The organism is Citrobacter sp. KTE151 (genome assembly GCF_000398845.1).
In the GTDB taxonomy this organism is placed as follows: domain Bacteria; phylum Pseudomonadota; class Gammaproteobacteria; order Enterobacterales; family Enterobacteriaceae; genus Citrobacter; species Citrobacter braakii.
The window spans coordinates 21,978-35,491 of sequence record NZ_KB976064.1; the positions used below are offsets into that span (position 1 = coordinate 21,978).

Consider the following 13,514-nt stretch of genomic DNA (forward strand, 5'->3'; position numbering starts at 1 on the left):
GGGAGGGTGCCATTACCCTCCAGGACCAGGAAAGTCTTCAGGATATGGCTATGAAAAAACTGTTGTTAGTGTGTCTGCCGGTACTGCTTAGCGGGTGCAGCGTGTACAACCAATTTGTCGAGCGTATGCAAACGGATACCCTCGAATACCGCTGTGACGAAAAACCCCTTACCGTGAAGCTGAACAATACCCGTCAGATGGCGAGTTTTGTTTATGATAATCAGCTATTGAACCTCAAACAGGGCGTGTCGGCATCAGGTGCTCGCTATACCGATGGTATTTACGTCTTCTGGTCTAAAGGCGACGAGGCAACGGTCTATAAACGAGACAGAATTGTGCTAAATAACTGTCAGTTACAGAACCCGAAGCGTTGAGATTTTCACCTGGGCGGCGCACAATAGCGTCACCCACTGACAATCCGTAGCCAACATCATGTCTGATAACGACGAATTGCAGCAAATCGCGCATTTGCGCCGTGAATACACGAAAGGCGGTCTCCGCCGCCGCGATCTTCCCGCCGAGCCCCTTGCGCTGTTCGAGCGCTGGCTGGGGCAAGCCTGTGACGCCAAACTGGCCGATCCCACAGCGATGGTCGTTGCTACCGTCGATGAAAACGGTCAGCCTTATCAGCGTATCGTGTTGCTCAAACATTATGATGACAAAGGGCTGGTGTTCTATACCAACCTCGGTAGCCGTAAGGCACATCAGATTGAGAAAAACCCACGCATCAGCCTCCTGTTTCCCTGGCATACGCTGGAACGGCAGGTGATGGTGATCGGCAAGGCTGAGCGCCTATCCACGCTGGAAGTGGTGAAATACTTCCACAGTCGCCCACGTGATAGCCAGATTGGCGCCTGGGTCTCTAAGCAATCCAGTCGGATCTCCGCGCGCGGTATTCTGGAAAGCAAATTCCTCGAACTGAAGCAGAAGTTTCAGCAAGGTGAAGTTCCACTGCCCAGTTTCTGGGGAGGCTTTCGCGTGAGTATTGAGCAGATGGAGTTCTGGCAGGGTGGCGAAAACCGTCTGCACGATCGTTTTTTATACCAACGCGAAGATAACGCGTGGAAAATTGATCGCCTGGCCCCCTAAAGATGCAAAATTCTTGTTTTAAGCGCTGGTGCTGAACAATCCGGCGCTTTATTCTATGTTTCTTTCGCATCAGGCGAAAAGTCGTGTACCGGCTAAGGTGCAGTCGTTTTATACATGGAGATTTTGATGGCAAGCAGTAACTTGATTAAACAATTGCAAGAGCGGGGGCTGGTGGCCCAGGTGACGGACGAGGAAGCGTTAGCAGAGCGACTGGCGCAAGGCCCGATCGCGCTCTATTGCGGCTTCGATCCTACCGCTGACAGCTTGCATTTGGGGCATCTGGTTCCATTGTTATGCCTGAAACGCTTCCAGCAGGCAGGCCATAAACCTGTCGCACTGGTGGGCGGCGCAACCGGTCTGATTGGTGACCCGAGCTTTAAAGCCGCTGAGCGTAAACTGAATACCGAAGACACCGTGCAGGAGTGGGTGGATAAAATCCGCAAACAGGTTGCGCCGTTCCTCGATTTCGACTGTGGCGACAACTCGGCGATTGCTGCGAACAACTATGACTGGTTTGGCAGTATGAATGTACTGACTTTCCTGCGTGATATCGGCAAACACTTCTCCGTTAACCAGATGATCAACAAAGAAGCGGTGAAGCAGCGTCTGAACCGTGACGATCAGGGGATCTCTTTTACCGAGTTTTCTTACAACCTGCTGCAGGGTTATGACTTTGCCTGCCTGAACAAACTGCACGGTGTTGCGCTGCAGATTGGCGGTTCTGACCAGTGGGGCAATATTACTTCGGGTATCGATTTGACCCGTCGTCTGCACCAGAACCAGGTGTTTGGTCTGACCGTTCCGTTGATCACTAAAGCTGACGGTACGAAATTCGGTAAGACGGAAGGCGGCGCTGTGTGGCTGGATCCGAAGAAAACCAGTCCGTACAAATTCTACCAGTTCTGGATTAACACCGCCGATGCGGATGTTTATCGCTTCCTGAAATTCTTTACTTTCATGGACATTGAAGAGATCAATGCGCTGGAAGAAGAAGATAAAAATAGCGGTAAAGCGCCGCGCGCGCAGTATGTTCTGGCTGAGCAAGTAACGCGTCTGGTTCACGGCGAAGAAGGTCTGGTAGCGGCAAAACGTATTACCGAAAGCTTGTTCAACGGTAATCTGAGCGATTTGAGCGAAGCGGATTTCGAACAGCTGGCGCAAGATGGCGTGCCGATGATCGAGATGGACAAAGGTGCCGATCTGATGCAGGCGCTGGTGGACTCCGAGCTGCAACCTTCTCGCGGCCAGGCACGTAAGACTATTGCGTCTAATGCGGTGACCATCAACGGTGAGAAGCAATCCGATCCGGAATATTTCTTCCAGGAGAGTGATATCCTGTTCGGGCGCTACACCTTACTGCGCCGTGGCAAGAAGAACTATTGTCTGATTTGCTGGAAGTAAGATTTAGTTAGCAGGGGCGTGGGAAACTACGCCCCTTTATTTTTTCAGGGTTGTGGTAAGTAAAATGAAGAATATCCTCGCCATCCAGTCCCACGTTGTTTTTGGTCATGCGGGCAACAGTGCAGCAGAATTTCCAATGCGTCGTCTTGGCGCAAATGTCTGGCCGCTGAATACCGTTCAGTTTTCTAACCACACACAGTACGGCAAATGGACCGGTTGCGTTATGCCGCCGAGTCATCTGACTGACATTGTCCAGGGCATTGCCGATATCGATAAACTCCAGACTTGTGACGCAGTACTGAGCGGCTATCTTGGCTCGGCTGAACAGGGCGAGCATATTCTGGGTATTGTACGCAAAGTAAAAGCGGCCAATCCGCAGGCGAAATATTTTTGTGACCCGGTGATGGGCCATCCGGAAAAAGGGTGTATCGTCGCGCAGGGCGTAGCGGAGTTTCATGTGCGCCATGCGCTTCCGGCCAGCGATATTATCGCCCCGAATTTGGTTGAGCTCGAAATTCTGTGCGAGCATGCGGTAAACAATGTTAATGAGGCCGTGGCGGCAGCGCGTGAGCTCATCGCTCAGGGACCAGAGATTGTGCTGGTGAAGCACCTGGCTCGCGCGGGTATCAGCGCAGATCGTTTCGAGATGCTGTTAGTTACTGCTGAACAAGCGTGGCATATCAGCCGACCGTTAGTCGATTTTGGCGCTCGTCAACCGGTTGGCGTGGGTGATGTCACCAGCGGCTTGTTGTTGGTTAAACTGCTGCAGGGCGCGTCTTTACAGCAGGCGCTGGAGCACGTGACGGCGGCGGTGTACGAAGTGATGATTGCCACCAAAAAAATGCACGAGTATGAGCTGCAGGTTGTGGCTGCGCAGGATTGTATCGCGAAGCCTGAGCACTACTTCAGCGCGACGCAGCTGTAAGCAATGCCCGATGGCGCTCACGCTTATCGGGCCTGCGTTTGGCTGTAGGCCGGGTAAGCGCAAGCGTTACCCGGCAACAACAATTAATTTAACCCTTCTGCTTTCAACGCCGCGGCAACCGCCGGACGTTCAGCCATACGCGCCATATACGCATCGATATTGCTTAACCCTGCCATATTCAGCTTAACCGCATAGGCCCAACGCAGCACGGTGAACAAATAGGCGTCCGCAATGCTGAAGCGCGAACCGCAGATCCATTGGTTATCTTGCAGCGCGTCGTTCACATACTGCATTTTTTTCTCCAGCAGCGCGCGAACGGTTGGCTTGAAGTCTTCCGGCGTATCGGGACGGAACAGTGGGGTAAAGCCTTTATGCAGTTCTGTCGCAATGTAGTTAAGCCATTCAATGGTTTTGTAACGGGAGAGGCTGCTGGTCGGGGCAAGGAGTTGACGGTCTGGAACGGTGTCCGCCAGGTATTGCATGATGGCGACGCCTTCGGTCAGTAGCGTACCGTCATCCAGCAGCAGCGCGGGAACTTGCCCTTTTGGGTTTACCGCGAAAAAATCATCGCCGTTTTCCAGACGCTTCTTCATCAGATCAACACCATCCAGCGTGAAATCTTTACCGCTCTCACGAAGTGTGATGTGGGAAGCAAGAGAACAAGCGCCCGGTTTGTAGAACAGTTTCATCGGTAACTCCTTTTGGCTGAGGTATATCGTATGGTAGTGCTAGCTCAGGCAAAAAAAAAGCCGCTAACACCAGTTAGCGGCCTGAAAAAGAGTTTCCCTGAGAATTACGCTGTCGCGGCCTTAGAGGCTTTCTCATTGACGTCATCGTCCTGAGTCATACGATTCAGTTTCGGTGCCGTCAGCAGCATCAGAACAGCGATAACAGCCGTAGCAACACCAATCTGCAGGAACACACGACCGTAGACTTCAAGGGACATCAGCGGGTCAGTGACGTTCTCTGGTACAGCCATCATGTTGGCTACGTAACCACCGATGATGTTTGCACCGGCAGTGGTCAGGAACCAGCTACCCATGATGAAGCCCATCAGGCGTTGCGGAACCAACTGAGCCACCATTGCCAGACCCAGACCGGAGATCATCAGTTCACCGATACTTTGCAGACCGTAGCAGATGATCAGCCAGTTAACGGAAACGATGCCCGCATCGGTAGCGAATTTAGCACCCAGAGGCAGGATCAGGAACGCACCGGAACACAGCACCATACCAATCGCAAACTTGGTTGGCATCGGCAGGGTATCGCCCATCTTGTTATAGATAGCGGCAAGGATTGGGCTACCAATGATGATCCAGAACGGGTTCAGTGCCTGGTACTGCTCAGGTTCGAAAGCAATGCCAAGAATAGAGTGCTCAACGTTACGAATCGCGAAGAAGTTCAGTGAGGTCGGCATCTGGCTGTACAGCACGAAGAAGATAATCGCTTCCAGCATCAGAATGAAGGCGACGATCATTTTACGACGCGCAGCACCGTGCATGGTGAATGCTTCTTTACCGAAGATAAACACGATACCCAGAGCAATGACGCCCAGAACCATACGTGCGATCTGCTGGTTGTGCAGCAACCAGGTTGCAATCGCGATCAGTACCACGACGCCAACAATAGTCAGCAACAGGTTACGGAAGTTGATCGGCTCAAAGTCAGGTTTAGAACCGTACTGTTTAACCCAGCGCTGACAGAATGCGAAGTTAACAACGGTAATCAGCATACCCACGACGCTCAGAGCGAACGCGGTGCTCCAGCCGTAATGCGCAGCCAACCACGGTGTTGCCAGCATAGAGAAGAATGAACCGATGTTGACGGACATGTAGTACATGGTAAATGCACCATCAAGACGCGGGTCATCTTTGGCATAGCAGGTAGAGAGCAAGGATGATGGGTTTGCTTTAAACAGGCCGTTACCGACCGCGATGGCCGCCATGCCCATATAAACGATACCCGCATCGTGACCAGACCATGCTACCAACGCATAACCGATGGCCAGGACAACGGCACCCAGCATAATGACACGTTTTGTACCCAGAACTTTATCACCTAACCAGCCGCCAATAGCAACCAGACCGTACACCAGGGCGCTAAAGGACGAGAAAAGGGTGATGGAATCCGCTTCTGACATACCCAGTTGTTTAACCAGGTAGACGGCCATAATTCCTTGCAGGCCGTAATAACCAAAACGCTCCCACAGCTCAATAGAGAAAATGAGATAGAACGCTTTTGGTTGTTTGAAGGCGTTTAAACTCACGCTTTCTGTTGGTTTATTGTTTGCAGTAGACACTTTTACCTCTTTTTTTACATCCCATATCAACGGGGGTGTTCAGGCACGTGATGAGTCAAGTTCATCCGTCCGATTGTTATAGTGGGAGGGGAAACGGCAAGTAATGTTCACTATCTTGACCATTCAGACAAGTGGTTTGTAATAATCTGTTACATATATCATGACTGGTGAAATCGTCGGGACTGTGAAATGTTATCTAGCGTTAAATTTCTTCATTTGAAAAATGGCAGATTTTTACACTGTTTAATCAGGGTAAAAACCGCAATGTGGCGATATGTTCTGATATTTGCGCTTGAATCCAGTGATATAGGCCATTATCTGAAAAATAGCCAGTGTAATGTTTTGTTTAGAAACTGTTCAGTTAGGTCATCTGATTGTCACTTTAACTAAAAAATAAATATTTTTTAACATTGTGTTATCTGGATGATCTGGATCACGTATAGATAGAAATTTCTTTTACTAAAAAAACGATTAACCTGCTCAGGTGTTAATTAACAAGAATATTGCATTAGATATGCGCGGTTGAACGGCATCATTGTCGGGAAAATAAACTCAAGGGAGTGCATAACTAATCGTTATGTTAGCGAGGGGCAAGCAGTATGCCCCGGCAGCATCAGATATCGACTTTCTCTTTGAATTCGCAAAGATCTTCGATAATGCAGGAACCGCAGCGTGGCTTTCTGGCTATACAGGTGTAGCGGCCATGAAGAATTAACCAGTGATGGCAATCGACTTTAAATTCACTGGGTACGACTTTCAGCAGCTTCTCTTCAACCTGCTCGACGTTTTTACCCGGGGCGAACTGGGTACGATTACAAACGCGAAAAATATGGGTATCTACGGCAATAGTGGGCCAGCCAAAGGCGGTATTTAACACCACATTAGCCGTCTTTCGCCCAACCCCGGGCAGGGCTTCTAATGCGGCGCGGTCTTCAGGCACTTCACCATTATGCTGCTCCAGCAGAATGCGGCAGGTTTTAATCACGTTCTCCGCTTTGCTGTTAAACAAACCGATTGTCTTGATGTAGGACTTAACCCCTTCAACGCCAAGCTCCAGCATCGCGGCTGGCGTATTGGCGATGGGGTAGAGCTTGGCCGTCGCTTTATTGACGCTGACATCGGTGGCCTGCGCGGAGAGCAAGACTGAAATCAGCAGTTCGAACGGCGATGTAAAATTTAGCTCGGTTGTCGGATGCGGATTGTTCTCACGCAGGCGCGTCAGTATTTCCAGCCGTTTTGCTTTGTTCATTACACATTCCCTGTTTCACCAGCCGGACTGTCCGTGACAGCCGCCTCGGCACGACGTTTCTTCATTTTCTCATCAATCAGATACTTAACTGCCAGCATCAGACCCAGGCCAATAAACGCGCCTGGTGGTAGCATGGCCAGCAGAAACGGCGTATCGGTATGAAAGATCTCAACGCGCAATACTTTGGCCCAGCTACCCAACAAACCGTCTGCGCCATCAAAGAGTGTACCGTTACCAATTATTTCACGTAGCGAGCCCAGAACAAACATGGCGCCAGTTGCGCCCATGCCGATGGAAAAACCATCGAGTGCGGATAGCGCAGGGCCTTTTTTGGCTGCGAAGGCTTCAGCGCGGCCAACAACAATACAGTTGGTCACAATCAGCGGGATAAAAATGCCCAGAGACTGATACAGGCCAAAAGCGTAGGCATTGATCAACATTTGCACCGCGCTCACCACGGAGGCGATGATCATGACATAAATCGGAATACGAATTTCAGGCGGTGTCCAGCGACGAAGGGCTGAAATCGTCAGGTTCGTCAGCGTCAGGACGAGTGTAGTCGCAAGCCCCAGGCCCAGCGCGTTAGTGGCGGTCGAGGTGACGGCCAACAGCGGACACATTCCGAGTAACTGCACAAGCGCGGAGTTATTTTTCCATAACCCTTGGACAATAACGTCTTTAATTTCGCTCATGGTTTATTCTCCACAGGCGCTAAGTTGAGGAAGTTGCGCGGGCAGCGTCTGCGCATACAAACCGGCGCGTTTTACTGCATTAACTACCGCACGCGGCGTAATGGTTGCGCCAGTAAACTGGTCAAAGTCGCCGCCGTCTTTTTTCACCGCCCAGTGAGCGTCGTTACCCGCAGCGATCGTTTTGCCGCTAAAGTGGGTGATCCAGTCGGACAGTCGCAGTTCGATTTTATCGCCCAGCCCTGGCGTTTCATGATGTTCGGTCACCCGCGTACCCAACACGGTACCCGAAAAATCGACACCAACCAGCAGTTGAATCGCCCCGGAATAACCATCTGGCGCCGTAGCTTCAAGAATTGCTGCAACAGGACGATCGTCCTGGCGGGCAATATACACTCGGTGAGTGCCTTTGCCCAACGCCTGCGCATCGACCAGATAACAACTTTCGGACAAGTTATTATTGTAGCGATCGCCTGGCAGAACCTGATCGAACAGCGTTTTTTGCTGCAGCGCGGCCTGTTCATCAATGGTGGACTTGGTTAATTGATTGATTGCCGCGGTTAACCCCGTCGAGCCCGCTGCAAACAGCGCCAGAGTAATACCGTGTTTACGAATCGTTTTCAGCATAGGGAGTCCTTAGCGATGTCCGTACACGCGAGGGCGGGTGTAATAATCAATCAGGGGAACCGTGATATTTGCCAGCAATACGGCAAAAGCCACGCCATCAGGATAACCGCCAAAACTGCGAATCAACCACACTAACAGGCCCGCGAGTGCGCCAAAAATCAGGCGGCCACGGTTGGTTGTTGATGCTGTAACGGGATCGGTAAGAATAAAGAATGCACCCAGCATGGTCGCGCCGGAAAGTAGGTGCAACTGAGGCGAGGCCAGCGAATCTGGCGAGAAAATCCAGCCTAAAGTGGCACAAACGGCGAGCGACAGCAGGAAGCTAACCGGGATATGCCAGCGAATCGCTTTCTGCCATAGCAACACGACGCCGCCCACCAGCCAGGCAAGGTTAACCCACTGCCAGCCAGCGCCTGCAAGCATGCCGCTGTAGATTGGGTATTGCATCACCTGCTCAACAGTACGTCCCGCATGCAGCGACGTCTTAAAGGTATCGAGAGGTGTTGCCTGACTGATACCATCAATACCCATACGCAGCGTGTTCATATCCCCGCCGCTGGCGGTATGTCCGCTAAAGATAACGTTCAGGGCGTCAAAAAAACCAGGTACAGTCGCCGCAATTTCATGCGGCGGCAGCCAGCTTGTCATCTGTACCGGGAATGAAATCAGCAGCACCACGTAACCAATCATGGCGGGGTTAAACGGGTTCTGACCGAGGCCGCCATACAGCTGTTTAGCAATGATAACGGCGAATACCGTGCCTAAAACTACCATCCACCAGGGGGCGAGCGGGGGAATACTCACGGCCAGCAGTAACCCGGTGAGCAACGCGGAGTTGTCTTTTAAAATCGCGACAATGGGTTGTTTGCGCAGTTTAAGCACGACCGCTTCGGCGGCGATAGCGCTGATGGCGGCCAGAACTATCTGGAACAACGTACCCCAGCCAAAGAACCACAGCTGAGCGGCGATCCCCGGCAATGCAGCCAGTAACACCAGCATCATGATACGCGATGTCTGGCGCTGGTTATGGGTATAAGGGGAGCTTGCTATTCTGAATACCATTTATTCCTCGTTTACAACCTGCTGCTGGGCGGCTTTCTTTGCCTGAGCGCGTGCAATAGCGGCCGCGACGGCGGCTTTACGCGGATCCACCGGTTCGACTGTTTCCGTAACCGTCTGCTGCTCGAGCTTGCGAGCTTTGGCGCGGGCGATAGCCGCTTCCACGGCGGCTTTACGCGGATCCACCGATTCGACCGTTTCCGTTACGGTTTCCTGTTCAAACTTGCGGGCTTTGGCACGAGCGATTGCCGCTTCCACGGCGGCTTTACGCGGATCCACCGGTTCGGCTGTTTCCGTTACGGTTTCCTGCTCAAGCTTGCGGGCTTTGGCACGAGCGATTGCCGCTTCAACTGCAGCTTTACGCGGATCGACCTCTGTACTGCTGCCTCCTGTTTGGGGAGGGTTTTCCATCCGGGTTGCGCGAGCTTGCGCCTTACGCGCCTCGCGTGCGGCAATCACGGCACTATTGTCAGGTTTTTCGCCAGCCTGAATGACTACCGGCTGCATTGCCTGAGCCTGCTTTTCTTTTACGCGAGCCAGCGCGGCGGCAATGGCATCATGATCTTTAGCCGCAGGCTGAACGGCAGCGCTTTTGTGACGTTCAAGACGGGCTGCTTTTTCACGTTCGAGTCGCGCCTGTCGGGCTTCAAATCGCGCTTTCGCTTCAGCGGCACGTTTTTCTTCCTGACTAATGGCATAAATCTCGGCTTTTTCCTGACGGAAATACTGCACCAGTGGAATATTGCTTGGGCATACCCAGGCGCAGGCACCGCATTCAATGCAGTCCGCGATATTGTGCGCCGTTGCTTTGTCGTGCTGCTGCCCTTTACTGAACCAATAAAGCTGTTGCGGCAGGAGATCGGCCGGACAGGCATCGGCGCATGCGCTACAGCGAATGCAGCCTTTCTCTTCCGGCGTTTCTCCCATTTCACTGGCAGAGGGCGCCAGAAGACAGTTGGTTATTTTCACCACCGGTACATCCAGCCACGGCAGCGTAAAGCCCATCAGCGGCCCGCCCATAATCACCATCTGGTCGGCGGAAGGGCAGAAGCCCGCGTCGTTGAGCAGATGACGAACCGGCGTGCCTAAACGCGCCCAGACGTTGCCCGGACGGCTGACGGCTTCGCCGGTCAGCGTCACGACACGTTCGGTAATCGGTTCTCCGTCAATCACCGCACGTTTAATCGCGTAGGCGGTTCCAACGTTTTGCATCAGCACGCCGATATCTGAGGAGCGTCCCCCGTGGGGAACCTGCTTGCCGGTCAGGATTTGCGTTAACTGCTTGGCCCCGCCTGACGGGTACTTGGTGGGGATCACGCGTAAGCTGATATCGTGTGAATCAGCCAGCACCGCGCGCAGCATGGAAATTGCCTGTGGCTTGTTATCTTCAATGCCCAGTAGAATTTCGCGTGGCTGAAGAATATGCGCCAGGATGCGGATACCTTCGACGACCTGCGCCGCGCAGTCCTGCATCAGGCGGTCATCAGCCGTAATGTACGGCTCGCATTCAGCAGCGTTAATGATCAGCGTTTCAATTTTATCTCCGCCGCCCTGCAGCTTAACGCCGGTGGGAAAACCCGCGCCACCCAGTCCGGCGACGCCGAACTGGTGAATACGTGCGATCAGCTCTTCCCGGCTGCGGGAACGGTAATCGGCCCAGCCGTCTCGCTCAATCCAGCGATCTTCGCCATCGGCATCAATAATAACGCTCAGCTCAGCTAATGCCGATGGATGTGCAGTAGAATGCGGCGCAATAGCAACAACGGTTCCTGACGTTGGCGCATGTACCGGAAGCATTTTACCACGCCCAAGGGTTAACGCCTGACCACGCAGCACGGTGTCGCCTACGTTTACGCACAGCTCACCCTCCGCGCCAATATGTTGTTTCAGCGGAATAACAAAGCGTGGCGCCAGCGGAACCTGTCGCAGCGGCGTACCGTTCGACTGGGTCTTCATTTCTGGTGGATGAATGCCGCCATCAAAGTCCCAGATTTTGTTTTTTCTGAATGCAGAGAATAACTTAAACATGTTGTTCCACGGGAATGATGCGCACAGGGATGGTGTTTAAATCCCATTTCCAGCTATCAGGTGTCTCGGCCACCGGGCGTAATTCGATACATTGCGTCGGGCATGGATCAACGCACAGGTTGCACCCGGTGCAGAGATCGCTCATCACCGTGTGCATGGCGCGCGTCGCGCCCACGATCGCATCAACCGGGCAGGCCTGAATGCACTTTGTACAACCGATACAGTTATTTTCATCAATGACCGCCAGCATACGCACGGGGGTAACATCGTGTTCATCACCATCAATCGGCTGCGGGTCGACGTTCAGCAGGGCGGCAATTTTTAACATCACCGCTTCGCCTCCGGGTGCGCAACGGTTGATTTTTTCGCCCTGGGAGCCGATCGCTTCAGCGTAAGGATGACAGCCCGGATAGCCGCATTGTCCACACTGGCTTTGCGGGAGAATTTCATCAATTTTCTCCACGACAGGATCATCTTCGACGGCAAAACGTCGTGAGGCGTAACCCAAAATAGCGCCGAACGCCAGACCCAGTAGACTCACTGCGGCAACGGCAATCCAGATAGCATTCATTACAACTTCACCAAACCACTAAAGCCCATAAAGGCCAATGACATTAAACCAGCGGTAATCAGCGCAATCGCATTACCGCGAAACGGAGCAGGCACGTCCGCCACGGCGAGGCGTTCGCGGATCGCGGCGAACAGTACCATCACCAGTGAGAAGCCGACAGCGGCGGAAAAACCGTATAGCGCCGACTGTAAAAAGTTATGACCGAGGTTGATGTTCAGTAACGCCACGCCTAATACCGCGCAGTTAGTGGTGATCAGCGGTAGGAAGATCCCCAGCAGGCGGTAAAGTGCAGGGCTGGTTTTGCGTACAACCATCTCGGTAAATTGCACGACGACGGCGATGACCAGAATAAAAGCCAGCGTACGCAGATAGATGAGATTGAGTGGAATGAGGATCCAGGTATCAATCAGCCATGCGCAGATGGATGCCAGTGTCATGACAAACGTCGTGGCAAGGCCCATACCCATTGCGGTTTCCAGTTTTTTGGAAACGCCCATAAACGGGCAGAGCCCCAGAAACTTGACCAGTACAAAGTTATTGACCAGTACAGTTCCGACAAACAGCAGCAGGTAATCAGTCATTTTTCGGCCTGAAATAAAAAAGCCGCCTATTATCTGACAATCTACAACAGGCGACAACAGGTTAACTGTAGGGTTATTACGGATTCACAAACGTCGATTTAACGCGTTGCGAGCGTTTGAAATAGGGCACCAGCAGTGCTGCAGCCAGCAATGGGAACAGCAGTTGGCGCACGGCAAAGGCGTCCGGAACCGGTGAAAACGCAAACGCTTTAATCGCCAGTAACACGGAGATCAGCAGCCATAGAATATAATGCTTAGGCACACAGGCTCTGCGTTTGAAAAACGCAATCGTCAGCCACAGCGTGTAATACCACATGGCAATCGCGGTAATAAAAGAGACGCCCCATAACAGCAAATTTGCCGTACTTTGCGCACCCAGCGTTTGGAAGGTTTGCGGTGTAGCCAGCGCAGTGACATAAAGTAATAACGCCAGCGAAGCGCTCAACAATGCGACTAACAGCCAGGCCAGTGGCCCAAGTAGCCAGCCCCCGATACGTTGTGCCGGTGTGGTAGTCATCTTTTCTCCAGGTTTACGCGCGCAATCAAACATGCCATTCATTTTGGGGCAATTATTATAAAGCTTTTAACGTTGAGCGCTACTTTCTTCTTTATTGCACGTAATGCCAGACTGATTTGGGTACCTGACCAACATCAAACAGACGACCTCCTGAGATAAGCTCGGCACGGCGATGGTCTGCAGCGCGATACATATTGATAATGTCGCTATCGTCGGTGAGCGTGTAGTTAAGATGGTCGAACAGTTTTTCCAGACTTTCGAGTGAACTGATTTTGCGGAATTTTAATAAGTAATCCTGAACAGTCATAAATGGAAATCCATATTAATAAAATAATACCAACGGAGTAGTAAATATAAATAATAAACAACATGCACAGGTAAAAGCGGATTGACGCGCAAATGTGAGAAGAGTGTTCATACCTGTGGAAAAGCAGGCGCTATGCGCACCTGCGGTAAGGGTAACGCGCTTCGCTACAGCA

General features: G+C 52.1%; 15 protein-coding genes. 4 read left to right on the forward strand and 11 right to left on the reverse strand.

Annotated elements, in window-relative coordinates:
- Nucleotides 1-44 precede the first annotated feature (44 nt).
- The 4 genes from mliC to pdxY all read left to right on the forward strand — a co-directional run bounded on the left by mliC (nt 45) and on the right by pdxY (nt 3,415).
- Entirely contained in the window at nt 45-374 is a 330-nt protein-coding gene (mliC, locus tag WC7_RS14500) for a C-type lysozyme inhibitor (RefSeq protein ID WP_085951051.1), read from the forward strand.
- A 58-nt stretch (nt 375-432) separates the two neighbouring features.
- Nucleotides 433-1,089 carry a pyridoxamine 5'-phosphate oxidase gene (pdxH, locus tag WC7_RS14495; RefSeq protein ID WP_003029169.1) on the forward strand — a complete coding sequence of 219 codons (657 nt, stop codon included), beginning with the start codon at nt 433-435 and terminating at the stop codon, nt 1,087-1,089.
- A gap of 126 nt (nt 1,090-1,215) precedes the next feature.
- Nucleotides 1,216-2,490 (forward strand): tyrosine--tRNA ligase, encoded by a 1,275-nt coding sequence (gene tyrS, locus WC7_RS14490; protein WP_003836431.1) that lies wholly within the window; start codon nt 1,216-1,218, stop codon nt 2,488-2,490.
- A gap of 64 nt (nt 2,491-2,554) precedes the next feature.
- Nucleotides 2,555-3,415 (forward strand): pyridoxal kinase PdxY, encoded by an 861-nt coding sequence (gene pdxY, locus WC7_RS14485; protein ID WP_016153001.1) that lies wholly within the window; start codon nt 2,555-2,557, stop codon nt 3,413-3,415.
- 83 nt (nt 3,416-3,498) lie between these two features.
- On the opposite strand, the gene gstA is transcribed toward pdxY, so the two are convergent.
- The 11 genes from gstA to ydgT form a co-directional block, all read right to left on the reverse strand.
- Nucleotides 3,499-4,104: a glutathione transferase GstA gene (gene gstA, locus WC7_RS14480; RefSeq protein WP_016153002.1), complete on the reverse strand. Its 606-nt coding sequence runs from the start codon at nt 4,102-4,104 to the stop codon at nt 3,499-3,501.
- Between the two features lie 104 nt (nt 4,105-4,208).
- Nucleotides 4,209-5,714, reverse strand: a complete 1,506-nt coding sequence (gene dtpA / locus WC7_RS14475) for a dipeptide/tripeptide permease DtpA (RefSeq protein ID WP_016153003.1) — start codon at nt 5,712-5,714, stop codon at nt 4,209-4,211.
- 613 nt (nt 5,715-6,327) lie between these two features.
- Nucleotides 6,328-6,963, reverse strand: a complete 636-nt coding sequence (nth, locus tag WC7_RS14470) for an endonuclease III (RefSeq protein WP_016153004.1) — start codon at nt 6,961-6,963, stop codon at nt 6,328-6,330.
- Complete coding sequence (locus WC7_RS14465) at nt 6,963-7,655, reverse strand: electron transport complex subunit E (RefSeq protein ID WP_016153005.1); 693 nt, start codon at nt 7,653-7,655, stop codon at nt 6,963-6,965. The genes nth and WC7_RS14465 overlap by 1 nt, the downstream gene beginning before the upstream one ends.
- Before the next feature lie 3 nt (nt 7,656-7,658).
- A complete protein-coding gene (rsxG, locus tag WC7_RS14460) occupies nt 7,659-8,279 on the reverse strand; it encodes an electron transport complex subunit RsxG (protein WP_016153006.1) in 621 nt (206 codons plus the stop codon).
- Between the two features lie 9 nt (nt 8,280-8,288).
- On the reverse strand, nt 8,289-9,341 hold the full coding sequence (gene rsxD, locus WC7_RS14455; protein WP_016153007.1) for an electron transport complex subunit RsxD: 1,053 nt from the start codon (nt 9,339-9,341) through the stop codon (nt 8,289-8,291).
- The gene (gene rsxC, locus WC7_RS14450) at nt 9,342-11,366 is read right to left on the reverse strand and encodes an electron transport complex subunit RsxC (protein ID WP_016153008.1); all 2,025 of its coding nucleotides are present in this window, start codon (nt 11,364-11,366) and stop codon (nt 9,342-9,344) included.
- Nucleotides 11,359-11,937, reverse strand: coding sequence for an electron transport complex subunit RsxB (gene rsxB / locus WC7_RS14445; RefSeq protein ID WP_006684670.1), 579 nt, complete (start codon nt 11,935-11,937; stop codon nt 11,359-11,361). Before rsxB ends, rsxC begins: the two co-directional genes overlap by 8 nt.
- On the reverse strand, nt 11,937-12,518 hold the full coding sequence (rsxA, locus tag WC7_RS14440; protein ID WP_003029144.1) for an electron transport complex subunit RsxA: 582 nt from the start codon (nt 12,516-12,518) through the stop codon (nt 11,937-11,939). Before rsxA ends, rsxB begins: the two co-directional genes overlap by 1 nt.
- A gap of 76 nt (nt 12,519-12,594) precedes the next feature.
- Complete coding sequence (locus WC7_RS14435) at nt 12,595-13,035, reverse strand: DUF2569 domain-containing protein (RefSeq protein ID WP_016153009.1); 441 nt, start codon at nt 13,033-13,035, stop codon at nt 12,595-12,597.
- Nucleotides 13,036-13,126: 91 nt separating this feature from the next.
- Nucleotides 13,127-13,342, reverse strand: coding sequence for a transcription modulator YdgT (gene ydgT / locus WC7_RS14430; RefSeq protein ID WP_003832804.1), 216 nt, complete (start codon nt 13,340-13,342; stop codon nt 13,127-13,129).
- Nucleotides 13,343-13,514: the final 172 nt, after the last annotated feature.